The 24457-nt window shown below is 34.0% G+C and carries 24 protein-coding genes; 17 read left to right on the forward strand and 7 right to left on the reverse strand.

Features of this window, described 5'->3' with window-relative positions:
• Positions 1 to 165: 165 nt before the first annotated feature.
• Complete coding sequence (locus tag H611_RS0104720) at positions 166 to 915, forward strand: hypothetical protein (RefSeq protein WP_027137268.1); 750 nt, start codon at positions 166 to 168, stop codon at positions 913 to 915.
• Here the strand turns inward: H611_RS0104720 and H611_RS0104725 are convergent.
• Positions 905 to 1822 (reverse strand): bifunctional metallophosphatase/5'-nucleotidase, encoded by a 918-nt coding sequence (locus tag H611_RS0104725; RefSeq protein WP_027137269.1) that lies wholly within the window; start codon positions 1820 to 1822, stop codon positions 905 to 907. The two genes, H611_RS0104720 and H611_RS0104725, sit on opposite strands and share 11 nt — an antisense overlap.
• A 4-nt stretch (positions 1823 to 1826) precedes the next feature.
• Complete coding sequence (locus tag H611_RS0104730) at positions 1827 to 2588, reverse strand: 5'-nucleotidase C-terminal domain-containing protein (RefSeq protein ID WP_027137270.1); 762 nt, start codon at positions 2586 to 2588, stop codon at positions 1827 to 1829.
• Positions 2589 to 2660: 72 nt separating this feature from the next.
• Here H611_RS0104730 and H611_RS0104735 point away from each other — a divergent pair, with 72 nt between their 5' ends.
• The 13 genes from H611_RS0104735 to H611_RS0104795 all read left to right on the forward strand — a co-directional run bounded on the left by H611_RS0104735 (position 2661) and on the right by H611_RS0104795 (position 14994).
• Complete coding sequence (locus H611_RS0104735) at positions 2661 to 3182, forward strand: DUF6913 domain-containing protein (RefSeq protein ID WP_027137271.1); 522 nt, start codon at positions 2661 to 2663, stop codon at positions 3180 to 3182.
• Entirely contained in the window at positions 3182 to 4060 is an 879-nt protein-coding gene (gene dapA, locus H611_RS0104740; protein ID WP_027137272.1) for a 4-hydroxy-tetrahydrodipicolinate synthase, read from the forward strand. Before H611_RS0104735 ends, dapA begins: the two co-directional genes overlap by 1 nt.
• Before the next feature lie 116 nt (positions 4061 to 4176).
• Positions 4177 to 4971, forward strand: coding sequence for an outer membrane protein assembly factor BamD (locus H611_RS0104745; protein ID WP_027137273.1), 795 nt, complete (start codon positions 4177 to 4179; stop codon positions 4969 to 4971).
• Between the two features lie 18 nt (positions 4972 to 4989).
• The gene (locus H611_RS0104750; protein ID WP_027137274.1) at positions 4990 to 5316 is read left to right on the forward strand and encodes a DNA-directed RNA polymerase subunit omega; all 327 of its coding nucleotides are present in this window, start codon (positions 4990 to 4992) and stop codon (positions 5314 to 5316) included.
• A gap of 12 nt (positions 5317 to 5328) precedes the next feature.
• Positions 5329 to 6540: a bifunctional phosphopantothenoylcysteine decarboxylase/phosphopantothenate--cysteine ligase CoaBC gene (coaBC, locus tag H611_RS0104755; RefSeq protein ID WP_027137275.1), complete on the forward strand. Its 1212-nt coding sequence runs from the start codon at positions 5329 to 5331 to the stop codon at positions 6538 to 6540.
• Positions 6533 to 7420, forward strand: a complete 888-nt coding sequence (gene porD, locus H611_RS0104760) for a type IX secretion system protein PorD (protein WP_027137276.1) — start codon at positions 6533 to 6535, stop codon at positions 7418 to 7420. Before coaBC ends, porD begins: the two co-directional genes overlap by 8 nt.
• Positions 7421 to 7483: 63 nt before the next feature.
• Positions 7484 to 9136, forward strand: coding sequence for a DNA repair protein RecN (gene recN / locus H611_RS0104765; RefSeq protein WP_027137277.1), 1653 nt, complete (start codon positions 7484 to 7486; stop codon positions 9134 to 9136).
• 54 nt (positions 9137 to 9190) lie between these two features.
• Positions 9191 to 10012: an enoyl-ACP reductase FabI gene (locus H611_RS0104770; RefSeq protein ID WP_027137278.1), complete on the forward strand. Its 822-nt coding sequence runs from the start codon at positions 9191 to 9193 to the stop codon at positions 10010 to 10012.
• 73 nt (positions 10013 to 10085) lie between these two features.
• Positions 10086 to 11093, forward strand: a complete 1008-nt coding sequence (locus H611_RS0104775; RefSeq protein ID WP_027137279.1) for a glycosyltransferase — start codon at positions 10086 to 10088, stop codon at positions 11091 to 11093.
• Positions 11090 to 12049 (forward strand): YbbR-like domain-containing protein, encoded by a 960-nt coding sequence (locus tag H611_RS0104780; protein ID WP_245574768.1) that lies wholly within the window; start codon positions 11090 to 11092, stop codon positions 12047 to 12049. The genes H611_RS0104775 and H611_RS0104780 overlap by 4 nt, the downstream gene beginning before the upstream one ends.
• The gene (gene coaE, locus H611_RS0104785; protein ID WP_027137281.1) at positions 12046 to 12633 is read left to right on the forward strand and encodes a dephospho-CoA kinase; all 588 of its coding nucleotides are present in this window, start codon (positions 12046 to 12048) and stop codon (positions 12631 to 12633) included. Before H611_RS0104780 ends, coaE begins: the two co-directional genes overlap by 4 nt.
• A gap of 77 nt (positions 12634 to 12710) precedes the next feature.
• Entirely contained in the window at positions 12711 to 14285 is a 1575-nt protein-coding gene (locus tag H611_RS0104790; RefSeq protein ID WP_027137282.1) for a sensor histidine kinase, read from the forward strand.
• Between the two features lie 4 nt (positions 14286 to 14289).
• On the forward strand, positions 14290 to 14994 hold the full coding sequence (locus H611_RS0104795) for a response regulator transcription factor (RefSeq protein WP_027137283.1): 705 nt from the start codon (positions 14290 to 14292) through the stop codon (positions 14992 to 14994).
• A gap of 65 nt (positions 14995 to 15059) precedes the next feature.
• Here the strand turns inward: H611_RS0104795 and H611_RS0104800 are convergent, their stop codons facing one another.
• The 5 genes from H611_RS0104800 to H611_RS0104820 form a co-directional block, all read right to left on the reverse strand.
• Complete coding sequence (locus tag H611_RS0104800) at positions 15060 to 15716, reverse strand: alpha/beta hydrolase (RefSeq protein ID WP_027137284.1); 657 nt, start codon at positions 15714 to 15716, stop codon at positions 15060 to 15062.
• A gap of 2 nt (positions 15717 to 15718) precedes the next feature.
• Positions 15719 to 16051, reverse strand: a complete 333-nt coding sequence (locus H611_RS0104805) for a hypothetical protein (protein ID WP_027137285.1) — start codon at positions 16049 to 16051, stop codon at positions 15719 to 15721.
• Between the two features lie 2 nt (positions 16052 to 16053).
• Complete coding sequence (locus tag H611_RS0104810) at positions 16054 to 17310, reverse strand: dihydroorotase (RefSeq protein WP_027137286.1); 1257 nt, start codon at positions 17308 to 17310, stop codon at positions 16054 to 16056.
• Positions 17307 to 19232, reverse strand: coding sequence for a BatA domain-containing protein (locus tag H611_RS0104815; protein ID WP_027137287.1), 1926 nt, complete (start codon positions 19230 to 19232; stop codon positions 17307 to 17309). The genes H611_RS0104810 and H611_RS0104815 overlap by 4 nt, the downstream gene beginning before the upstream one ends.
• 146 nt (positions 19233 to 19378) lie before the next feature.
• Positions 19379 to 20386 (reverse strand): glycosyltransferase family 2 protein, encoded by a 1008-nt coding sequence (locus H611_RS0104820; RefSeq protein ID WP_027137288.1) that lies wholly within the window; start codon positions 20384 to 20386, stop codon positions 19379 to 19381.
• 103 nt (positions 20387 to 20489) lie between these two features.
• Between H611_RS0104820 and H611_RS0104825 the strand changes: the two genes are divergently transcribed.
• The 3 genes from H611_RS0104825 to H611_RS0104835 all read left to right on the forward strand — a co-directional run bounded on the left by H611_RS0104825 (position 20490) and on the right by H611_RS0104835 (position 24417).
• Positions 20490 to 22385, forward strand: a complete 1896-nt coding sequence (locus H611_RS0104825; RefSeq protein ID WP_027137289.1) for a M61 family metallopeptidase — start codon at positions 20490 to 20492, stop codon at positions 22383 to 22385.
• A gap of 575 nt (positions 22386 to 22960) precedes the next feature.
• The gene (locus H611_RS0104830) at positions 22961 to 23788 is read left to right on the forward strand and encodes a hypothetical protein (protein ID WP_157515048.1); all 828 of its coding nucleotides are present in this window, start codon (positions 22961 to 22963) and stop codon (positions 23786 to 23788) included.
• Positions 23789 to 23955: 167 nt separating this feature from the next.
• Positions 23956 to 24417 carry a hypothetical protein gene (locus H611_RS0104835; RefSeq protein ID WP_027137291.1) on the forward strand — a complete coding sequence of 154 codons (462 nt, stop codon included), beginning with the start codon at positions 23956 to 23958 and terminating at the stop codon, positions 24415 to 24417.
• Positions 24418 to 24457 lie beyond the last annotated feature (40 nt).

Here is a 24457-nt window from a genome sequence, read left to right on the forward strand (position 1 = left end):
CTCTGTTTATTGTTGGAATGTTTCTTTGTTTATACCTTTTGTTTAGGCTATTTGATATAGTGATTTTTATCTAAAAATTACACTTCATCGAATTTATGTGTGTTTAGCATAGTTTATTTTGAATATTTTCTATTTTTGTAGGCAGCCCCCTATTAATTAATTAGTATGAATAGCCTACTTAAAATCTCTAGAGATAGAAGTGTTCAATTTCTATTTTTCATTGTATTAGTTTTAATTGTTACCTCAGCAGTTGGTTTTGGTAAATTAACCTTGGAATACACTTTTTTAATTGTAACCCCTTTATTTTTATTGTATTGTTTGAGAAAACAAAATTCCTTAAGTGTCAGTTTTGTTTCTTTCCTTATCTTTTCATTAGGAGGCCATGCTTTTATGGTTTTTGTGCAAGGAGAATCTGGGACTAAAATTGCACATGTGTTATATATGTTGGCATACCTGTACCTCATAGTTATGGTGCTGCCTAAATTCAAATTGAAAAACTTCGACCGATTAATAATGGCTTATTTATTAGCGGTATTTTGCATTTCATTGTACTTTTTATATTCAGTTTTTAGTTTGCTTAAAGTTGTTATTGCAGACGATCTTGAATCGCTATTATTCGCCATAAAAAGTCTAGGTATTGTTTTACTTTCATTTGTTGCTTTGGGGATATACCTAAGTACAGAAACAAAACAGTCAATATATTTGTTGTTGGCAGTAATGTGTTTCGGATTCTCAGCTGTAATTAATTACATTGAAATGTATTATTTGTATGATTTTAATTTTTTAATCGTTGAGCGTATATTATACGTATCAGGATTATTCTTAGTTTTTAAATATGTATATCTAGAAGATACTTATCATAAGTTAATCGTAACTAAAACCTACACTTCAAAAAATATACTTGCTAAACTGTAATAGAAATGCCTTCGGTTGATTTGGTTTTGTTAGTATCAAAGTAAAAATCGATTCTTCCTAGATACAGTCCGTAGCATCCCACTTGATTAATTATAACATCTCGATTTTCAATATTTTTATGAATCGTGGGTTTAGGTAAGAAGGTGTGTGTATGTCCGCCTATTATTAAATCGATGTCTTTGGTCTGGGTTGCGAGTTTTGTGTCTGAAATTTTATTTGGCTCATTATTGTACGCATAACCAAGATGGGATAGGCAAATCACAATATTACATTTGTGTTCTTGTTTTAATATGCGAGTTATATCCTGAGCTATTTCTACAGGATCAAGATATTGGGTTTCTTTAAAATTCACCGGGTCCACAAGTCCTTTAAGTTTAATGCCTAAACCGAAAATTCCAATTTTAATCCCAGATTTGTTTAATATTTTATATGGTTTAACATGGCTGTCTAGTAGGGTGTTTCTAAAATCATAATTAGCAGAAACAAATTCAAAATCGGCGTTAGGTAGTTGAGCATATAAGCCATCAATTCCATTGTCAAAATCATGGTTACCAATTGTGGCGAGATCATATTTTAGTTTACTCATAAGTTTAAACTCTAATTCACCGCCATAATAATTGAAATAAGGAGTGCCTTGAAATATATCACCGGCATCAAGTAATATGGTGTTTGGGTTTTCTTGTCTAATAAATTCAATTAAACTGGCGCGGCGAGCAATACCACCTTTATTAGCATTTCTGCTATCTTCGGGTCCAAACGGATCGATGTGGCTATGGACATCGTTGGTGTGTAAAATAGTAATATGAGTAGTGTTGGGTTTAGAATTAAAAGATTGAAAACCAAGACCGCCTAAAGAGATTAAGGTAGATGTCGCGATACTTTGCTGGATAAATTTTCTGCGATTCATGATGTTATTTAATTTGAATAAATCTATCGTCTACCATAGAGTTAATAGTGTCTTGATCTGTAAATGTATCAATTAGTGCGTTTCTAACTTTGTAATTTAAGACATAAAGACCGTTGTTTGGTTGGAAAAAGGTCATATCATCTCCTCCATTATATAAGAAGTCATTTGTGCAAACATAATAGATTTTGTCAGCCAAAATTTTATTGTTGTTTATAGTAACCTTAACGACTTCGTAGTTATCATCTATTAAAATTTTAAGCTTAGAAATGGGATGCGCCTTCTTTAATTTGGCTAAATATGTTACTAATTTATCTAACTGTTGTTTTTTTAAAGCCACTACGACCAGACTGTTTTCAAATGGCATCACATTATAAGCGGTACGTTTTGTTATGTCGCCTTTAGAAATAACGCCTCTAATGCTACCATGGTTTAAAATCACCATATCGATGTTGTTTCCTGTTCTGCTTTTAAAAATGGGGTTTGCTCGGTTGTATACTGCATCTGCCATAAAATTCCCTAATGAACTATTAAGTTGTCCATCGTCCTTGCTGTAAGTTTCCGGTGCATATGCCAACACTTCATTTAAGTCGTCATTGATATGTTCCCGGAAGGGTGTAATGAAATCATCAATTTCAAAATCAGTTTTTAAACTATCGGTAATAGCAATTCTATAACCTTTAATTTGAGTTAAATGAGGTTGCGAATCTTTGCAAGAGCTAATAGAAAAAACAGCAGCGATTATTAAAAAATAATATTTAAAAGTCATGAAATAAACTTATATAATTTGATGATTTTTTTGAATGTACTTTTGTTACCTTTGCGCAAAGTATAAAAGTAAATGATTTTTAAAGGTTTTAGTGAAAAATCTAAAATAAAGTACTTAAACAGATTGTTATCAGAACGTCATGTAAATGTCTCCGATAATAAAACGCAAAGTCTTGGAGTTCTTGTTAATATAGATGAGTTTAAAGATTTAGAGCAGTTTAAGATACTCGCAAGCGAATTAAGTATACGAGCAAACAGCTTGAAAATCATAACTTTTTCAACTTATATTGACGAAAATTATCATGTAGGTGAGCCTGTTTTTAATCTAAAGGATTTTGGATGGAAAGGAAGCGTTAAAAACATGGAATTGCAAACTTTTATAGAGCAAGAGTTTGATGTTTTGATAAGTTATTATAAGGTTGATGTTTTAGAATTGAAATTAATTACCGCTCTTTCGAAAGCCCAATTTAAAATTGGTATTAGTAATAACGATATGCGAGTAAATGATTTAATAATACAAACAGGAGTGAAGGATTTTAATGTATTTAAAAGCGAAATGTTTAAATACTTAACTATATTAAATAAAATTACATAATGAATAATAAGTTTTTAGGAACTGGAGTTGCATTAGTTACACCTTTTAAATCTGATTTTAGTGTAGATCATGATGCATTAACAAACATCGTGAATTTCAATATAGATAATGGTGTAGAATATCTTGTTATATGTGGTACAACAGGAGAAAGCGCTACGCTGACTAAACAAGAAAAGAAAGAGGTTGTAGCTACAATTTCTACAGCTAATAACGGTCGGGTACCTATGGTTTTGGGTATTGGAGGTAATAATACTGCTGCAGTAATTGAAGAGATTAAGTCTACAGATTTAAGTAGTATGGATGCGATTTTATCGGTATGTCCTTATTACAGTAAACCAACTCAGGAAGGTTTTTATCAGCATTTTAAAGCAATTTCAGAAGTATGTCCAATTGATATTATTCTTTATAATGTTCCTGGACGTACAGCAAAAAATATGGAATCGGCAACGACCATCCGATTAGCAAGTGATTTTGATAATATTGTTGGGATAAAAGAAGCTGGTAATAATGTGTCTCAGTATTTGGAACTTCTTAAAAACAAACCAGATAATTTTGCCATTATTTCTGGTGATGATGATTTGGCTCTTGGTGTTGTATTAGCTGGTGGATCCGGAGTTATTTCGGTAATAGGTCAAGGGTTTCCAAAGGAGTTTTCAGAAATGATTCGTTTAGGTCTAAATGGTGATAATAAAGCTGCATACGATTTACATTTCAGACTAATGGATGTTATTGGATATATATTTGAAGAAAATAACCCGGCTGGAATTAAAGGAGTATTTGAAGCTTTAAATTTATGTCAGGATACGGTGCGCTTACCATTAGTGCCTGCGTCGAACGAATTAAAGGATAAAATAAAAGGTTTTATAGCTAAGTTTTAGTTCTGTTAAATTAAACTTAATCCTTGGATTTACTAAGTTTAAGCCTTTATTTTAGCTTCAAAATATATTTTTAAAAGTCATTTTATTAACTTAATTTTGCATCTTGTTTTAAAACTATGAGAAAATTTCTTTATTTATTATTAACAGTCACATTACTAAACGCTTGTAGCGAATACCAGAAAGTGCTTAAGAGTGAAGATATTGCCTCAAAGTTTAAAATGGGTGAAGAACTATATAACCAAGAAAAGTATGCGAAAGCAAATCGACTTTTTGCGCAAATAGTTCCAAATTACAGAGGGAAACCTCAGGCGGAGAAATTAATGTATTTATACTCGAATTCGTTTTATAAAATGCATGATTATTACACATCTGGATATCAGTTCGAACGTTTTGCTTCAAGTTACCCAAAAAGTGAGAAATTAGAGGAGGCTTCATTTTTAGCTGCCAAGAGTTATTATATGTTATCTCCAGTGTATACTAAAGACCAAAAGGAAACTGTTAATGCCATTGAGAAATTGCAGGAGTTTATTAATCAGTTTCCAAATTCTGAATATCTAGCAGAGGCAAACAAGTTAGTTAAAGAATTAGATTTTAAACTTGAGCAGAAGGCTTTTGCCATAGCAAAACAATACAATACAGTGTCAGATTATCAGGCGTCTATTAAGTCGTTTGATAATTTTATATTTGAATTTCCTGGTTCAAAATTAAAAGAAGAAGCGTTATTTTATCGATTTGATTCGGCTTATAAATTAGCAATTAATAGTGTTGAGTATAAAAAACCCGCTAGATTAAAAATCGCTAAAGATTATTATGAATCTTTTAAAAAGAGTTATGCGAATTCCGAGCATATTGAAGAAATAGATAACATGGCTGAAGATTTGGATGAAGCCATGAAAAATTATAGCATTTAAAGTTAAATAACAAAGACAATGGATTTAAAGAAAACCAATGCACCTGTTAATACTATTACGTACGACAGAAACCAGATAGATGAGCCGACCGATAATATCTATGAGGCAATTTCTATTATCGCAAGACGTGCAGAGCAAATTAATACTGAGATAAAGAAAGAGCTTATCGATAAGTTAGAAGAATTTGCTACGTATAATGATAGTCTTGAAGAAATCTTTGAAAATAAGGAGCAAATCGAGGTTTCTAAGTTTTACGAAAAATTACCTAAACCACATGCTTTAGCAGTACAAGAGTGGTTAACAGATAAAGTTTATTTTAGAAATACTGAGGAAGACGCTCAGTAATACTTTTTTAAAATGTCAATATTAAGCGGCAAAAACATACTATTAGGAATTAGTGGTGGTATTGCCGCTTATAAAACGGCATCGTTAGTAAGGTTGTTTGTGAAATCGGGAGCCCATGTAAAAGTGGTTATGACACCGTCTTCCAAAGAATTTATAACTCCCTTAACCTTATCTACACTTTCAAAAAATCCAGTTTATTCCTCGTTTACTAATGAAGATGATGAGAATTCCGTTTGGAATAATCATGTCGAATTAGGGTTATGGGCCGACCTTTTTGTTGTCGCTCCGGCTACAGCTAATACTTTGGCTAAAATGGCTAATGGCGTATGTGATAATTTACTTATGGCTACCTATTTGTCGGCTAAATGCCCAGTGTATTTTGCTCCTGCAATGGATTTAGATATGTATAAGCACCCGTCAACGGTACGTTCTTTTAAGGTGTTAGCTAGCTATGGAAATATTATGATTCCGGCTACGAGTGGAGAATTAGCAAGCGGTTTGGTTGGTGAAGGTCGGATGGCTGAACCTGAAGATATTGTATCTTTTATCGAGGATGATATTTTAGATAAATTACCAATGCGAGGTAAAAAAGTGCTTATAACTGCTGGTCCTACCTATGAAGCTATTGATCCGGTTCGATTTATTGGTAACCATTCCAGTGGTAAAATGGGCTTTGAAATTGCCAAAGCGGCTGCTCGATTGGGTGCCGAGGTTATTTTAGTCGCAGGGCCTACTCACGAAAAGGTAAAGCATTCAAATATTAAAGTAATTCCTGTGGTTAGTAATAAGGAAATGTATGACGCCGTGCATGCACACTTTAAAGTTATGGATGTGGCAATTTTGTCGGCAGCGGTTGCAGATTATCGACCAAAAGAAGTTGCCAAAGAGAAAATAAAAAAGAAAAGCGATACGTTAGTATTAGAGTTAGAGAAAACGAAAGACATTCTGGCATCGCTTGGCTCTATAAAAGAACATCAATTTTTAGTGGGGTTTGCGTTAGAAACTAATAATGAGTTAGAAAACGCAAAAGACAAACTAAAAAGAAAGAATTTAAATTTAATTGTTTTAAATTCGTTAAATGATAAAGGTGCTGGTTTTAAAAGTGAAACCAATAAGGTGACTTTTATTGATGATAAGGAACATATTACCGAACATCAATTAAAAACCAAGATCCAAGTTGCCGAAGATTTAATGAATAAAATTCTGAAACAAATAAATGCGTAGTATTCTTTTAGTTTTAATGTTAAGTTTAGGTTTTGTGTCGTTTTCACAAGAAATAAATTGTAACGTTGTGGTTAATGCCCAGCAAACAGGAAATGAGAACTTCCCGATATTTAAAACTCTAGAAAAGCAACTAAACGAATTCGTAAATAACACCAAATGGACTAATAAAACAGTCGCCTATCAAGAACGTATAGACTGTAGTATGGTAATTAATGTGTCCAATTACAGTGGCGAATCGTTTCAGGCAACTTTACAGGTACAATCTTCCAGACCGGTTTACGGATCGACTTACAGTACACCAGTTTATAATTTTAATGATCAGGATTTTAATTTTCAATATTTAGAATATCAGAATTTAAACTTTAGTCCTACACAGTTTGAATCTAATTTAGTTTCTGTGTTAGCGTTTCATATCTATATGGTATTAGCTTTAGATGCTGATACTTTTGCGTTAAATGGAGGTGATCCTTATTATAAACAAGCACAAATCATAACCAATTATTCACAGCAAGGAAATTTTAAGGGTTGGAAGTTAGAAGATGGTTTGCAAAGCCGGTTTGCGTTAATCGATAACGTATTATCTCCTACATTTAAGGAATACAGAGAGGTCATGTATCATTACCATCGTCTGGGATTAGATGAGATGAGCGATAATGCTAAAATGGGAAAAGAACAAATTGCTATTGCGTTAAGGAAGTTTCAAGCGATGAATTCACGCCGACCAAATTCATTTTTACTTCGTACTTTTTTCGATGCGAAGGCCGATGAAATTGAGCAGATCTACTCAGACGGACCAAATGTGAATGTCGTTACCCTTAAAGATCTGCTTCAAAAAGTGGCACCTATGCATAGTAGCAAGTGGCAAAATATTACCTTTTAAATTGGAAACAATTTAATACCTTTCATTATATTTAATTCTGAATTAATAAATCTATAATACGCTTTGTTAACAGCACTTTCAATTAAAAATTACGCTCTAATTGATGAGCTTCAAGTCGAATTTAATGATGGTTTTTCAATTATTACAGGTGAAACCGGAGCAGGAAAATCTATTTTGTTGGGTGGTTTGTCTTTAATTTTAGGTAAACGTGCCGACTTAAGTAGTTTAAAAGACACTTCAAAGAAATGTATTATTGAAGCGGTATTCAACGTAGCTAATTATGATTTAAAAGATTTTTTTGAAGCAGAAGATTTCGACTATGAAGCCCAAACAATCATTAGACGGGAAATATTGCCATCAGGTAAATCTAGAGCCTTTGTTAACGATTCTCCTGTTAAACTTTCTAGTTTACAATTATTAGGTATCCGACTAATAGATATTCATTCGCAGCACCAAACATTAGAACTTACTAGTGATGAATTTCAATTTCAGGTAATAGATGCTTTAGCAGGAAATACGTCTGAATTGGAAGAATACCAGCAGGAACTTAAGGCACATAAGGTTTTAAAGAAAGAATTAAAATCGCTTTTAGAATTTCAGGCTGAAGCAATAAAGGAACATGACTATAATGCTTTTTTGTTGAATGAATTGGTCGAAGCTAATTTGGTAGATGGCGAACTGGAACAACTGGAAATAGAGTACGAAAGTCTGAATAATGTGGAAAGCATCAAGGATACTTTGTCTGAGGCTTATCAGTTGTTGGGAGAAGAGCAAATAGGCGTGTTAACCATCATGACCTCTTTAAAAAGCAGCTTGAGTAAATTAGCCTCTTTTTCTCCAGCCTACGAAGAGCTTTATAATCGGGTTAATAGCAGTTTAATAGAATTGGACGATGTGTTTTCTGAGGTTGATGAACTGCAAGGTAATTTAGAGGCCGATCCGGCACGTTTAGAAACGGTCGATGCTAAATTGCGAGTGCTGCATAACCTTATGCAAAAGCATGTTGTTGATAATGTGGCCGACTTGATTGAAATTAAAACACAACTGGAAGAAAAGGTCTCGGTTACAGAAAACCTGGATGATTCTATTCAGAAGAAGCAGCAGGAAATTGAGGCGAAGGAAGCCCAATTAAATGCCATTGCAGAAAAAATTCATAAAAAACGAATTAAGGTAGTGCCTGAATTGAAATTGCAGTTGGAAGACATTCTAACTGGTTTAGGAATGCCTAATGCTCAATTTCAAATTGAACTTATTTTAGAAGAAGCATTTTATGTTAATGGAAAAGATAGTCTGTCGTTCTTATTTTCTGCGAATAAGGGAGGGAGTTACAACGAATTAAAAAAGGCAGCCTCGGGAGGAGAACTTTCAAGAATTATGCTGGCTATAAAATCTATTTTAGCTAAATATATTCAGTTACCAACTATTATGTTTGATGAGATTGATACGGGGGTTTCTGGAGAAATATCTAATAAAATGGGCGATATAATGCTTGAAATGAGTAAAACCATGCAGGTATTTTCTATTACCCATTTACCGCAAATTGCAGCGAAAGGACATTCGCATTTCAAAGTGTATAAAGAGGATGTCGATGAGGTTACTAGAACCAATTTGGTGAAATTAAATCACGACGAACGTATTGTTGAGATAGCGCAAATGCTAGGAGGTGTAGAAATGTCGTCATCTGCTATAGCTCATGCTAAAGAATTGTTGAATTAATTAGTATCTTTGACCGCTAATTACATATAAAGACCAACATATAAATAAAAAAGTATGTCATATAATTTATTAAAAGGTAAAAGAGGAATCATTTTTGGGGCATTAGACTCAAATTCCATTGCTTGGAAAACAGCAGAACGTGTTCATGAAGAAGGTGGGCAATTTGTTTTAACTAATGCACCTGTAGCAATGCGTATGGGGCAAATTAATGAACTTGCAGAGAAAACGGGTTCTCAAATAATCCCTGCCGATGCAACTTCATTAGAAGATTTACAAAATTTGGTAGAGCAATCTATGGAGATTCTTGGAGGTAAAATCGATTTCGTTTTACATTCAATTGGAATGTCTATTAATGTGCGCAAAGGAAAACATTACACAGACCAAAATTACGATTGGACTCAGAAAGGTACCGATGTATCTGCAATGTCTTTTCATAAAGTAATGCAAACGCTTTATAAAGCAGATGCGATGAACGAGTGGGGAAGTATTGTAGCTTTATCTTATATGGCTGCTCAGCGTGTATTCCCGGATTATAATGATATGGCCGATAACAAAGCGTACTTAGAAAGTATCGCTCGTAGCTTTGGGTATTTCTTTGGTCGTGATAAAAAAGTACGTGTGAATACCATTTCACAGTCGCCAACACCAACAACAGCAGGTAGTGGAGTAAAAGGTTTCGATGGTTTTATAGCTTATGCCGATAAAATGTCGCCTCTTGGAAATGCAACAGCCTTAGATTGTGCTAACTATACTGTAAGTTTATTTAGTGATTTAACCAAACGGGTAACACTACAAAACCTTTATAATGATGGAGGCTTCAGTAACATGGGAGTTAGTGATGCGGTAATGTCTACTTTTGTAGGAGAACAAGAATAATATTTCATAAATATCCATTGAGAGCCACCTTGAATAGGGTGGCTTTTCTATTTCTATTCGTTACATTTGTGTTATGCAATTAGAATATTCTTTTATCATTCCTGTTTATAATCGTCCCGATGAAATTGATGAGCTTTTAAGAAGTTTTGAAGCCCTAGAGACTTCATTGCCTTTTGAAATTGTAATTATTGAAGATGGTTCGAGTATATCCTCTGAATCGGTCGTTAGAACATTTCAGAATAAACTGAATATATCCTATTATTTTAAAGAGAATTCCGGACCAGGCGATTCCAGAAATTATGGTATGCGCAAGGCAAAAGGAAATTATTTTATCATTCTGGATTCAGATTGTATTTTGCCTCCAGAATACTTATCTGAAGTCCATAAAAGTTTGAAGAACAATTATGTGGATTGTTTTGGTGGTCCTGATGCGGCGCATGAATCTTTTTCTAATTTGCAGAAGGCTATTAATTTTGCGATGACTTCTTTTATTACAACAGGAGGTATTAGAGGGGATAAAAAAAGTGTCGATAAATTTCAGCCCCGCAGTTTTAATATGGGACTTTCTGAAAAGGCGTTTGAAGCATCCGGTGGTTTTGGTTCTATTCATCCTGGTGAAGATCCGGATTTATCAATTCGACTTTGGAATCTAGGTTTTAATACCACATTGATACCCGAAGCGTATGTATATCATAAACGTCGTATATCGTGGAAGACATTCTATATTCAGGTAAATAAATTTGGTATGGTAAGACCTATATTGAATGCATGGCATCCTGCCACAAAAAAAATAACCTATTGGTTCCCGACCTTATTTAGTCTAGGAGCCGTGTTTTCAATTATATTATGGATGACCAATATAAATTTCTTCTTAAATTTATATGTCTTGTATTTCGTTTTGGCATTTATAATGGCTTTAATAAAAACTAAAAGTATTGCTGTAAGTATGTTGTCGCTGGTAGCTATAGTAATACAGTTTTTTGGTTATGGTTATGGCTTTTTGAAATCGACAATCGCAGTACAGGTTTTGCGTAAGAATCCGGAAACATATTTCCCAAAATTATTTTTCAAGACCTCATGATAAAAAAAATAAGGCTTCAGATATTAACATCGATACGAAACAAAAGAATCAATGTGTTTTTGTTGTTCTTATTACTGTCTTTTGTGATACTTATTTTTTCAAAGCTTTCAAAAACCTATACGAATACTATTGCCTTTGGTATCGAGAAATTAAATGTGCCAGAAGCCGATGTTATTTTAAACGATACGCTTAAATTAAATATAACCTTAAAGACTCATGGTTTTAAGTGGTTAGATTTGTATCTAAATGAGCCAAAAATTAAAATCGATTTTTCAAAGGATGTTCATAAAACCGATTCTGTATTTGTTTGGCACCAATCAAGTCCTTATTTAGCGAATACACAATTTGACAAACAGGTAGAGTTGTTTAGTGTGACACCTGATACGTTGTATTTTTATTATGATGTAAACATGGTGAAATATGTGCCGGTAAAATTAAATGCAGATGTGAAATTCAGCCTGGGTTACGATAGTGCCGATGGATTACAATTAATACCAGATTCAATACGTGTTATCGGACCAAAAGTAAAAGTGTCACATGTTATGTTTGTTGAAACCGAACGCTTAGAACTTGATAACGTTAAAAGTGATATTAATAAAGAGGTCGCTTTAAATTTACCTAAGAAGGAACTGGATTTAAAGTATTCTACGAAGCAGGTTAAATTAATTACACAGGTAGAAAAGTTTACAGAAGGAACCTTAAGTGTTCCTGTCGAGCTTATAAATGTTCCAGAAGGTATTACTGTAAAGTATTTTCCAAAGAAGTTAAATGTATCATATTATGTGAGCTTAACCAACTTTAATTCGATAGTAGTTGAAGATTTTAAAGTAGTCTGCGATTTTAATGATTCTAAAGTAAATCAATCATTTTTAGTCCCTAAAGTAGTGAAATCGCCTTCTTTAGTCCGAAACATAAAAATAGGGCAGCAACATGTTGAATTTATAATTACCAAATGATATTAGTAGGGCTTACAGGGGGTATTGGCAGTGGAAAAACTACCGCTGCGAAAGAGTTTGAGAACTTAGGTGTTCCGGTATATATTGCCGATGTAGAGGCTAAGAAGTTAATGGCGACCTCGGAATCTATTAAAGAAAAGCTTATAGATTTATTTGGGCCCAATGCATATACCGAAAGCGGGTTAAATAGACCTTTTATAGCAGATGTTATTTTCCATGATAAAGCGTATCTTGAAAAGATGAATGCCGTTGTGCATCCGGAAGTAGCTAAGCATTTTACGCAATGGGTAGAAAAGCAAAAGGCACCTTATGTTATTAAAGAAGTAGCCATTCTTTTTGAAACAGGGGGGTATAAGGCTTGCGATTTTGTTATTACGGTAACCGCACCCAAACATTTAAGGGTAGAAAGGTTATTAAAACGCGATGATAGTAACCCCGAAAAAATAGAAGCTATTATGAATAACCAATGGCAGGATGAAGAGCGTATAGCACTGTCTGACTTTGTAATAGAAAATGTGGATTTAGCGACTATGAAGGAAAATATTAAAAAAATTCACTTCAAAATTATAGATGCTATCAAATAAATTAACTATTTTAACATATTTGTTAATGTAAGGTTAAATGGTCTTTTAATTAAATGTTAAAATGTTAAATTTGACTAATGAGTAAAAGAATCTTTGTCCTGTTAATCATTTTAATGAGTCTATCTCTAATAGGTATCATTTTTGTTCAGGCATATTACATCAACGATAGTGTTCAGAATGAGAAAGCGCGATTTAGGTTTAATGTGAATAAAGCACTAAATTATGTTTCGAACACTATTGAAGAGAATGAAATAACAACGTATTACGAGAAATTTCAAAACCTCATTAGCAAACAAAAAGACGTAGATTCAACAGCGGTTTCGCAACTGTTAATTTATCAGCAAAACAACAGGACAAAAGAAACCCTTATATTTAGAAGTAATGTTTTAGAAGAAAATTATAAATTATCTTCTTCGCTCTTTGACATAGGTTTAGATAGTATAGATATTAAAAATATTATTGGTGCTTCATCTTTTGAAAGTTATAAGAATATAGAGTTATCAGAGAAAGATATTAACGAAAGTCCTATAACCAAGATTATACGAAGTGGTGTTGTGTCTGATGCTCAGCGTATGGCCTTTGAAAAAAGTTTTAAGGAAATTTCAAAAAGAACTCCGATACATCAACGTGTTTCAGAAGAAGAAATAAGAGAGTTGTTATCTGAAAAATTAAAGAAAGATAGTATTAATATTGATTTTGAATTTGCTATATACAGTCACGATCTAGCAACAGCTGTTCGTAGTGAAGGTTTTGAATATGATAAAAAATCAATGTATAGCGTACCAATTTTTTACGATGAAAATAACCGAAGTCTATTTAAGTTATTAGTTACTTTTCCAGACGACAGGCGATTTATTCTTTCTACCGTAATTGGTATGATTACCTTATCAATCATTTTTACGTCCATCATTATTATCGCTTACGGAAGTGCCTTATATCAATTAGTAAAACAACGTCAAATTTCAGAAATTAAGACGGATTTTATAAATAATATGACGCATGAGTTTAAAACTCCGATAGCAACAATTAACTTGGCTCTAGATTCTATTAAGAATCCTAAAATTATTGATGATAAGGATAAGGTGAAACGTTATCTGGAAATGATTCGCGAGGAGAACAAACGAATGCATGCTCAGGTAGAAAACGTATTAAGAATATCTAAACTTGAAAAAAACGAACTAAATATTAGTAAAGAACGTTTAAATTTACATGAGTTAGTAGAAGATGCTATCACGCATGTGGAACTGATTGTTGAGGACAGAAAGGGGTATATAAAAACCTTCCTGGAAGCAGATAAAACATCGGTTTTGGCTAACGAATCGCACTTTACTAATGTTATAGTTAACATATTGGATAATGCCATTAAATACTCGCCAAATGCACCGGAAATAGAAGTGTATACCGAGAATGTTGGTACCAATATTTTATTAAAAGTAAAAGATCACGGTAGTGGAATGAGTAAAGCTGCCGCGAAACGAGTGTTCGAAAAATTTTATAGAGAACACACAGGAAATATACATAATGTAAAAGGACATGGATTAGGTTTGGCCTATGTGAAACGTATTGTAGATGATCATCAAGGATATATTTCTGTAGAAAGTGAGAAAGAAAAGGGAAGCACATTCACTATAAAGCTTCCACTAATATCATAAAAACATGGATGAAATTAAAAAACGAATTTTATTAGTAGAAGACGACCCGAATTTCGGAACGATCCTAAAGGACTATTTAGTGATGAACGATTACGACGTTACACATGCTAAAAATGGTATGGAAGGTTTCGAAAAGTTTAAAAAAGACGATTTCGACTTATGTATTTTAGATGTTATGATGCCTTATAAAGATGGCTTTACATTGGCTAAAGAAATACGTGAGAAAAATTCGGATGTACCAATCGTTTTTTTAACTGCTAAAACCATGAAAGAGGATGTGCTGAAAGGTTATAAGGTAGGAGCAGATGATTATTTGAATAAGCCCTTTGATAGTGAGGTCTTATTGATGAAGATTAAGGCGATCATGCAACGTAAAGCTACCGAAACCATTTCTGATAGTAAACAATTTGAGTTTAAGATTGGAAGATTTGATTTAAATTCAAAGTTACGTTTCTTGCGTTTTGACGGCGGAGATCCGGTAAAACTATCACCAAAAGAAAATGAATTATTACGTTTATTAGCGCTTCATGAAAATGATTTAATGCCACGTGAATTGGCCTTAACTAAAATTTGGAGAGATGATAACTATTTTACCTCGCGTAGTATGGATGTTTACATTGCGAAGCTTCGTAAATATTTAAAACAAGATGAAAAAGTAGAAATACTAAATATTCATGGTGAAGGTTTTAGATTAGTTGTGAATGAATAATTAGATATCATCCATACCTACACATAAAAAAATCCAGCAATTCGCTGGATTTTTTATTTTATCTATTAAATACGCTTAGTGAGCCAGTCTTTAAACTCAAAAAAGTTTTGAGGCGCTACACCATGTCCTACAGGAAATTCTGAATATTGATAATTTATATTCAAGGCATCTAAAAACGGACCGGTTTGTCTAGCCCATTCTACAGGGATAACCTGATCTACACTGCCATGAGAACAGTAAAAGTTCAGATTAGAATAATCTAATGCCTTTAAGTCATCTGGTAAGATATCTTTATATATATAGCCACTAAGTGCGATAATGTTCTTTACTTTTTCCGGGTAGTTAAAGGCTACACCATAGCTTAATATACTGCCCTGACTAAATCCTAATAAGGTTACGTTATCTTTGTTAACCGGGTAGGTTGAGACCACTTCATCTATAAATTTTGCAATGAGATCTCTAGAAGCAGCGGCTTCTTTCTGGTCGTTCCATTTTCCACGATCGGCATCAAAATTTATAGTATACCAGGCATTACCATAAGGTTGCATGGAGAATGGTGCTCGAACCGATATGATAAAAAGTTCTTCAGGTAATTCTGAGGCAAAAGAAAACAAATCGTTTTCGTCGCTACCATAACCGTGCATCATAATAAGTAATGGTGCATTTTCTGTTAGTGTTGACTTTCGAGTAAGATGATATAATGATAAATCGGTTTTGGTCATGATTAGCTTCCTAAGTTTGAAAAAAGTTTTTGATATAGGTTTCCTAATAACGGAACAGTTTGTGCTTTTCTACCTATGGCATTTACAAATCCGTAAAAAAACAGAACGCCAAAAAACATATAAAATCCGAACGTAATCATCCAGCTGTTAAAATTTCCAACAATATATCCCAAGGCAAAGAATGTTAACCATAAACCTAAGGCTTGTCTAATATGGAAAGTTGCATAAGCGCTTTTATTTTCGTTATTAAGGTAATAGGCTATAATGGTTCCGAAGATGGTAATATAGCTTATTATGGCATTCTTACGACCTTTTTCAATGTCTGCTTCAGTCATGATTATGAATTTAATACTATTTTATTGTTTGCCACGATGCCATAAACCTTACCTTTTAAGTTCGCATCTTCAAAAATGGCATTTTTAGATTTTGATACGATATTATTTTTTGTAAAGGTGTAACTGGTGCTCGGGTTGAAAAGTGATAAATTGGCTTTATTCCCTACTTTGATGCTTACAGGCGCTACCCCAAAGCGACTTTTTCCTTTGGTTAAGATCTCTACAGCTTTTTCGGTTGAGAACAAACTTTGTAAAGCTCCAAAGCTACTTTCTAATCCAATAGTACCATAAGCGGCATGGTCAAATTCTACCTTCTTATGTTCCACATCAATAGGGTTGTGGTCACTCGTTACCATATCGATGGTACCGTCGTTTACGGCTTCAATTAGAGCTTCTGCATCTTCTTTGGTACGCAGTGGAGGTAACACTTTGAAATGGGTGTTGAATTCTGTTAAAGTGGCATCTGTTAAAGCTAAATTATGAATTGCTACACTACAACTCACGTCTAATTTTTTCTTCTTGGCTTCTCTGATAAGCGCTACCGATTTAGGTGTTGAAATGGTAGGTATATGTAATTTTCCTCCGGTATATTCTAATAGAAATAAATCACGGGCTACTTGCAATTCTTCAGCCAATGCCGGGTTTCCTTTCAAGCCCAAACGTGTACTGGTAATATGTTCGTGCATAACCCCGTTTCCGGAGATTTTATTTTCTTGGGGAAATGAGCATACCAGACCGTCGAAATTACTAGCATATTGTAAAGCAATTTTCAATAGGTTCGGATTGCTAATAGGTTTCTGGTAATCGTAAAACGCTACGGCTCCTGCATTATGCATATCGTACAGTTCGGCAAGATCTACTGTTTTACTTCCTACGGTAAGTGCGCCTATAGGTAACAGGTTTACCGCGTGGTTAGAGGCTTTCGATTTGGTAAAGATAATATCCGAATTACTATCAATTACCGGATTGGTGTTGGCATTCATTGCAACTGCAGTAAATCCGGAATATGCGGCAGTTTTTAAACCATTTTCAATAGTTTCGCGGTCTTCAAAACCTGGTTCTCCAAAGCATACACTACTATCAAACCAGCCTTCTGAAATATGCAGATTTTCAAGTGTTATTTCTTCGTAGTTGTTAGGGTTTGATAGGTTGCTTTCAATCTTTGTAATGACACCATTTTCAATTAAAATATCCTGAGTAGTATTATTATAATCACTGTTAGGATCTATAATAGTGGCAGATTTTATAAGTATGTTCATTTAAAGTATTTTAATATGAGCATTTCTGTAATCAATAACGCTAGTGCAAAAATAACAAACCATTTCCATAGGGCATTAATTTTTGTATCACTTTTTATAGCTTCGAAACTTTCTGAAACCGAATTGCTGACCGTTATTTGTTTCGCGTCGCTGAGATTTAAATAACTAAGGATACTTTCGTCACGATTATAGTTGTAGCTCACATTTTTTAAGGTTGTGTCTTTATTTTTAATGGAGTAAACACCAGCGCTTTCTGGATTGTCGGAAGTGTTAATAAGTACTTTGTTGTTATAATAACGCTGTCGGGGAATTATATGAATGTCGCCGTTTTCTAAAGATAATATATTGTCTGGTTGCAAGCTGGTTTCAATAGCGTAGTTGTTTTCGTTTCCAATAGTGTAATACAGTTCCGGGCTCTTTAAGCTATAGCGTCCCATATTGTAAAAAGTAGGAACAATTAAGGGGGAATTTTTAAAGTTAGAGTTATCACTGTTTATAGGGGCTGAAAAAATATAAACTCCATTGGAAGCACTTATAAAGGCTTTGTTGTCTTCAAAACTTAAAACGGCCGATGCATGACTGTTTTGCACATTATAGTAACTATTTACCTTTGGATATTGAAAGTTATTAACCTGCTTTTCAAAAACCCCGTTACGGTACAAGGGATGACTGTAATTAATACTGGTAATATTTTTTCCGGTAGTTATTAAATTGCCAAACGAAACCCCAAACCCTTGTGTTAAGACATTGTAAGATTCTTTGTTTCCTTTTTCAGAAGGAATCATAATCAGCGTGCCTCCATCCTGAATAAATGATTTTAATGCTGCTATTAGTGCAACTGGGATAGTTTCTAATTCATTAAGGACTATTAGATGTTGTTGGGAAATCAGGTTGTAGTCTAGTTCTTTGATTTTAGAACTTATATAGTTGAATTCATTTTCGCTATAGAGACGCTTTAAAAAGGCATCGTCAGTTTCATTAATGCTAAGCACCTTGATTTTATCGGGTGCGTTGATATTAAAGAATAGGGTGTTATCAAATTGTAGTTGGTTATCGTTAATGCTTATTTTTCCGTTTATAATTTGATTACTCGGTAGGGTAAAACTGGTTTCCGCACTTTCTTTAATACTCACTGAAGTTTTTGCGATAAGCGTATCATTATTGTAAAGTGATATCGGTAAATTATCAATGGTCGTCCCATTGTTATTAAGCAAAACCGTAAGGGTCGTGTTAGCAGCATTCTTTTCTGAAATATAGGCACTATCTATACTCACGTTATTACGATTTTGTGGTGTTAATTTTACCAGATGCACCTGCGTTAAGGAGTCAGGGGTGATGTTAAAATCTTCTTTTGTATTTTGAAAGTCTGAAATAAAAACCAATTGTTTTAACACATCACGATTCGTGCTGAAAAGTCTCTGGCTTTTTAAATATGCATTGTTTAACGAAAGTGGTGTCGAGCTGTAATTTATTTCTATAAGCTCGTTAGCTATACGGCCAATAGTAGTGTTTTTGTATGTTTCATTATTGGTAAATATAGATACGTTTTCACCTTGTGGTACCTCTTTAATTAAATCCTGAACAGCTCGTTTTAAGAGTTCTCCGTGACTGCCTTTTGCCTGCATGCTATAGGAATTATCCAGATAGATAACCGTTTCTTTTTTTGTTTTAAAGCTGTCGTAATTCGATGTAAATGGCTGTGCAAAGGCCAAAATAATAGCAGTAAGTAAGAATAGGCGGGTGGCCAGGATAAGCCATTTTTTAATTTGTGAACTTTTACGGGTTTGTAAAGTTACTTTCTTTAAAAAGGCCACATTGGTAAAAGGTACTTTTTTAAATTTACGTAACTGAAAAAGATGAATGATAATAGGAATAAGCAGTAAGAATAAGGCGTAAAGAAGTTCGGGGTGTTTAAACTGCATATCGTTTTTAATTATTCAAACCTACATATTTTTTAATAAAATGAATATAAAACAAATTGAAAACTTTACCATCTACAATCTGTAAAAAGTTTTATTCAGCTTTAGGGGGTTGATGTAACCTGTAATCGAAGCGAGGAGTCGTTACGTTAGCAAAAGAAAAAATAATCGGTCATAGGAAGCATTTGCTGACTTTCAAAATACGTTTTAATTTGTTTTTGAGCCTTAGGGTTAGCAACGGTAATGATACTTTGAGGCTGCTCAATCTGTTCTAAATATTGGAAAGGTTTCAGAGGCTGATCGTAGATGTCCTTCCCAATTTTTTTGGGATTATTACAAATCCATTCAAAAGGAATGTTGTTTTCTAGCAGCATTTTGGCAATGGTTTTTCCCTTCCATCCGGCACCCCAGATAACCAGTGGTCGCGACGCATCGTAATCGAGTTTTAAAAAGTAATGCAGTTTTATTTCTAAGAAGGTGTTTTCTGCATAATGGTCGTGGGTCCGTGATGTGCGGGTCTGGTAATCACGCCAGTAGTGTAGTACATGTTCCGATGGAATGATTTTAAATTGATGCTCGTAAAACCGAAAGGTTAAGTCGTAATCTTCCGGATAACGATTCGGATTAAAGGCATCAACAGTTAGTAAATCATCGCGGTGTATCATCCAGCAAGGTGAAGCAATAACACATTCTTTGTAAATTTCAGAATAGTTAGTTCCGGTTTTTGTAAGTAGGTTTAGCCAGTTTTCATATTTCTGATACCCATCACTAATCCCGCGTTTCGAAAAGTATTTAACCTGTCCGGTGGCTACGTGTTGCTTTCCAGCCTCGAGTAAATCATTCAGTAATAACTGTAGCTTTTGTTTTGGCATAATATCATCACTGTCCATACGCGTAATATAATCGCCCGAACTTTCGCTAAAGGCATGCCTTAACGCCTGAATTATACCCTGTCCCGGATTTTTATAAAGTTTAATGCGTTGGTCCTTATCGGCATAAGATTTTACCAGATTATAACTGCCATCGGTAGAGCCATCATCAATAATTAAAAGTTCCCAATTGCTGTAGGTTTGATTTATTATCGACTCTAGGCACTCTGCTAAATAAATTTCTGTATTTTTAAACGGTGTTAAAATGCTTATTAAAGGTGCTTGCATCCTGCGAATATACATAAATACTCATTTTAACAAAACCTTAGTAATGCGACGTGTAACACAGTTGTAGTTTTGACGTCAATAAGAAAACCATAAAACTAATTAAATGAGATCTAACATTTTATCTGTTATGTTTGTCGGCCTTTTATTGGTTGGCTGTAATAGCACAAAACAATCCGGCAACGATCTTGCTGTGAGTAACCCCATTGAAACCTCTATTAATTTAACTCAAGTTACTAACGATAAGGCTCCCGTAACCATTAACCCCGGACGGTTTACCCAGGAAACAGTAACCTACCGTCTGCCAAGAGTAGTGCAGGGTACCTACTCGGTAAGTAATTTTGGAAATTATATAGACGATTTTAAAGCCTACGATTACAAGGGGAATGAAATGCCGGTTGAAAGAACAGATAAAAATACTTGGACTATTACTGGTGCAAAAAAATTAGATAAAATAACCTATTGGGTAAACGATACTTTCGATATTGAAGAAGTAGGCGGCATAGGGCAGGAACAGCCATTTTCGCCATCAGGAACTAATATCGACCCACCTAAAAACTATGTGCTTAATTTACATGGATTTATCGGGTATTTCGATTCGTTAAAAAACTCTCAGTATAAATTAGATGTGGTAGCGCCTAGCGACTTGGTGCGTTCGTCAGCTTTGCAGACGGTTGATACTAAAATCAGCGACGATGGAAAAACCACCACTACCAGCTATTACGCGACCCGATATTTTGATATTACCGATAACCCAATGTTTTATGGTGATTTAGATGTTGAAGAATTTATGGTTGGAGACATTAAGATTGTATTAAGTGTGTATTCGCCTAACAAAGTACATTCGGCAAGTTCGCTTAAGGAAACGGTATATAAAATGATGCAGGCGCAGAAAACCTATTTAGGCGATATTAACTCTACACCACGTTACGATATTTATTTGTACCTGGCGGAGAACAAAGCGGAGTCACCTAAAGGATTCGGAGCCTTAGAGCATCATACCTCTACGGTCGTGGTATTGCAAGAGGATATGAGTCCTGAGGCCTTGGCTGAAAGTATGACCGATGTGGTGTCTCACGAGTTTTTTCATATTGTAACACCTTTAAGTGTACATTCTGAAGATGTGCATTATTTCGATTATAATACCCCTACATTCTCTAAACACTTATGGATGTATGAAGGAGTTACCGAGTATTTCGCAACGCATTTTCAGGTGAATCAAGGATTAGTTGATACCGACGATTTTTATTATAAGCTAATGGTTAAAATAATGATGTCTCAAACTATGAATGATGCCATGAGTTTTACCATAATGAGCGAAAACGTACTGAAAGAGCCTTATAAAAGTGAGTACTTAAACGTGTACCAGAAAGGAGCTTTAATCGGGATGTGTATCGATATTATGATGCGAGAAGAAAGCAACGGACAGCGTGGTATATTATCCCTGATGAAAGAATTATCGAATAAATATGGAAAAAATAAACCGTTTGAAGACGATAAACTAATAGATGAAATTGTAGCTATGACCTACCCATCCTTAGGTAAGTTTTTCAAAACCCATGTTATTGGCGATTTACCAATAAACTATAATACCTATTTAAACAAGGTAGGATTAGAAATAGGCGTGGGGCGTGTAGAGACCAATTATGTCATGAATGGTAACGAAATTATCTTGGCGGGTAACCCAAAAACGGGCGACATATTCTTTAGTGATTTAGTAAAAGATAACAGTTTCTGGAGCGACAACGGGGTATTACCAAACGATATTATAAAGTCTATTAACGGGACACCTTTAACCGTAAACAATGCCGACCAGTTACTACAAGGTGTTTTTATGTGGGAGCCAGGAATGGATGTTCAGGTGGTATTAAACAGAGCAGGAGAAGAGGTTGTTTTAAAAACCATAACGACTAAGAGTTATACTACCGGATCGGGTATTTTAGAAAAGGCAGATGCTACGCAAGCACAAAAAGACTTAAAACAAGCCTGGCTTAAAGGCTAAGTTTTAAAGACAGTATTAAATGAACTAACGACTGGTAATGTGATTTACCGGTCGTTTTTTTTATGTCTTGTTTTTAGAAAAAACAGGAGCCTTTTTAGCTGTAATAGTTGAATTGTAATAATGCTGTCATGTAAAACACAGTGAAGCATTTCATTAAAATTAGGGGAATACTTACTTGTTTATTGCTGTACTCCTAATATTAAGATAAAAACCAACTTAACAAAATACTACGAATATATCTTAACTCCAAATGTGTGAAACCATTTGACACCATTTGACACAAAATGACACGATTTGACACAATTTGAGACTGAGACCAAAAAAAGAGGGGTTTTGTTCGAGTCTTGTTCGGGTTTTGTTCGTCTCTGCTTCGGGTGGCTTTTGTCGGGATGCGGGTTTAGCTGGATAAAACCTGAATAGTACTAAAATTTAAATAAATAGGACCTCCTTTTTGTTAAAAACTCTGTATAACTTGTCTTACTAGTTGTTAAGAATGTTATTATATTTGAAGTAAATAGCATGTAGATAAACGCCATGGTGTTTATTCTATTGTTGTGCAACATATGAACAAACCTATGAAATACATATTATTACTCGGAATTCTAATTTCATTTTCTGGAACAAATCTTATCGCTCAATCGACTTCTGACAGCCTGAAACCAAAAATGAAAATGGTTAAAGAAGTCATCTACAAACCAGAGAATGGCGAATTAAAAAGTCGAGAAAATCTGTTTGACTCAAACATAAGTTCATATATGATTTTTGATAAAAATGAGAAAGTGGTAGAAAATGGACAATATGAAAGAGACGGTTCGCTTTACGAGAAAACTATTTACGAAAGAAATGAAGATGGAGTTGCTCGAAAAGCTATGAAGAAAAATTCATCAGATGAATTAAAAAGCTATTGGACTTATGAGTACGATTCCAACGACAATATGATTGCTGTTAAAACTTATGATTCAGACAACAGTCTGACAAATATCCAATCGAATAAATATGATGATAGCGGAAATAACATTGAGATGCTTCTTAAAAGACCAGGAAATGAAAGCGGTTGGAAATATATTTACAAATACAATTTTGACAACAAAAAAATTGAGCAGTTCAGATATAAACCTGATGGCAGTCTAAAAGACAGACGAACATACTCATACGATAAAGACGGAAATGAAAATTTACAATTTAAATTCAATCCTGATGGGAGTTTTATGAAGTTCGTTTCCGAATATGACGAAATGAATAATATGATTGTTCAAAATTGGTTCAATGAAAAAGAAGAACAAACACACCAAACTTCTTTCGAATATATATATGACGAAAATGGAAATTGGATTTCTAAAAGGAGAAGTTCCAATGGAGAATTAGGAATGGTTTGGGAAAGACAAATAGAATATTACGAATAAAAAAATACGTTGCACAACAATGCCTATAAGTAATTGCTTGTTCTCGCCTACATTTGAAAATCCTAGTGGATTTCCAATCTTGTGTGTGCTTGCAAAGTTTAGTGCTAACCCACGCAACTACTCATAGCCGAAACCGTTGGCAAACATTAAAAAAACCGATATAATTAATGAAAACCCCCTTTAAAAATATAAACTTTGGCTCTTTAAATACATCATTGTATAAAGCTCCAGAGCCCAACTGGGAAGCTATACACAGTAGCTTATCTGATGTTGGTTTAGAAGATGTATTTAACAAATTAAAAGAACAAAACAACCAACTTCGAGAAAATAATGAACAGCTTTTAAATACATTAAACAACCAACATATTGAAAATGGAAAATTAAGCAGTTTAAATTCTCGATTAACTATACTAACAATTTTAATAACTATTGTTTTAGGCGTTCCTAATATTATATCCATGTTTAGTGAAAATTATAACCAAAAAATGTTTTTAGAACAAAAAGAGCAGAATAGACTATTAAAAGAGAATACTATAAAATTAAATAGTATGTTAGAACAGTCCATTTTTTTTCAGGAGAAACGATTAAATCAGAAATTAATTGACGAACAAAACGAATCGGACAAATAAAAACGTTTGCCAACAAAGAATCCTATGAATAGCACTAGCC

Origin of the sequence: Gaetbulibacter saemankumensis DSM 17032, assembly GCF_000425645.1 — a bacterium.
Lineage (GTDB): Bacteria > Bacteroidota > Bacteroidia > Flavobacteriales > Flavobacteriaceae > Gaetbulibacter > Gaetbulibacter saemankumensis.

Coding starts and splice junctions, on each gene's coding strand:
- H611_RS0104720 (WP_027137268.1), top strand. CDS start 166: ATGAATAGCCTACTTAAAATCTCTAGAGATAGAAGTGTTCAATTTCTA.
- H611_RS0104725 (WP_027137269.1), bottom strand. CDS start 1,822: ATGAATCGCAGAAAATTTATCCAGCAAAGTATCGCGACATCTACCTTA.
- H611_RS0104730 (WP_027137270.1), bottom strand. CDS start 2,588: ATGACTTTTAAATATTATTTTTTAATAATCGCTGCTGTTTTTTCTATT.
- H611_RS0104735 (WP_027137271.1), top strand. CDS start 2,661: ATGATTTTTAAAGGTTTTAGTGAAAAATCTAAAATAAAGTACTTAAAC.
- dapA (WP_027137272.1), top strand. CDS start 3,182: ATGAATAATAAGTTTTTAGGAACTGGAGTTGCATTAGTTACACCTTTT.
- H611_RS0104745 (WP_027137273.1), top strand. CDS start 4,177: ATGAGAAAATTTCTTTATTTATTATTAACAGTCACATTACTAAACGCT.
- H611_RS0104750 (WP_027137274.1), top strand. CDS start 4,990: ATGGATTTAAAGAAAACCAATGCACCTGTTAATACTATTACGTACGAC.
- coaBC (WP_027137275.1), top strand. CDS start 5,329: ATGTCAATATTAAGCGGCAAAAACATACTATTAGGAATTAGTGGTGGT.
- porD (WP_027137276.1), top strand. CDS start 6,533: ATGCGTAGTATTCTTTTAGTTTTAATGTTAAGTTTAGGTTTTGTGTCG.
- H611_RS0104770 (WP_027137278.1), top strand. CDS start 9,191: ATGTCATATAATTTATTAAAAGGTAAAAGAGGAATCATTTTTGGGGCA.
- H611_RS0104775 (WP_027137279.1), top strand. CDS start 10,086: ATGCAATTAGAATATTCTTTTATCATTCCTGTTTATAATCGTCCCGAT.
- H611_RS0104780 (WP_245574768.1), top strand. CDS start 11,090: ATGATAAAAAAAATAAGGCTTCAGATATTAACATCGATACGAAACAAA.
- coaE (WP_027137281.1), top strand. CDS start 12,046: ATGATATTAGTAGGGCTTACAGGGGGTATTGGCAGTGGAAAAACTACC.
- H611_RS0104790 (WP_027137282.1), top strand. CDS start 12,711: ATGAGTAAAAGAATCTTTGTCCTGTTAATCATTTTAATGAGTCTATCT.
- H611_RS0104795 (WP_027137283.1), top strand. CDS start 14,290: ATGGATGAAATTAAAAAACGAATTTTATTAGTAGAAGACGACCCGAAT.
- H611_RS0104800 (WP_027137284.1), bottom strand. CDS start 15,716: ATGACCAAAACCGATTTATCATTATATCATCTTACTCGAAAGTCAACA.
- H611_RS0104805 (WP_027137285.1), bottom strand. CDS start 16,051: ATGACTGAAGCAGACATTGAAAAAGGTCGTAAGAATGCCATAATAAGC.
- H611_RS0104810 (WP_027137286.1), bottom strand. CDS start 17,310: ATGAACATACTTATAAAATCTGCCACTATTATAGATCCTAACAGTGAT.
- H611_RS0104815 (WP_027137287.1), bottom strand. CDS start 19,232: ATGCAGTTTAAACACCCCGAACTTCTTTACGCCTTATTCTTACTGCTT.
- H611_RS0104820 (WP_027137288.1), bottom strand. CDS start 20,386: ATGCAAGCACCTTTAATAAGCATTTTAACACCGTTTAAAAATACAGAA.
- H611_RS0104825 (WP_027137289.1), top strand. CDS start 20,490: ATGAGATCTAACATTTTATCTGTTATGTTTGTCGGCCTTTTATTGGTT.
- H611_RS0104830 (WP_157515048.1), top strand. CDS start 22,961: ATGAAATACATATTATTACTCGGAATTCTAATTTCATTTTCTGGAACA.
- H611_RS0104835 (WP_027137291.1), top strand. CDS start 23,956: ATGAAAACCCCCTTTAAAAATATAAACTTTGGCTCTTTAAATACATCA.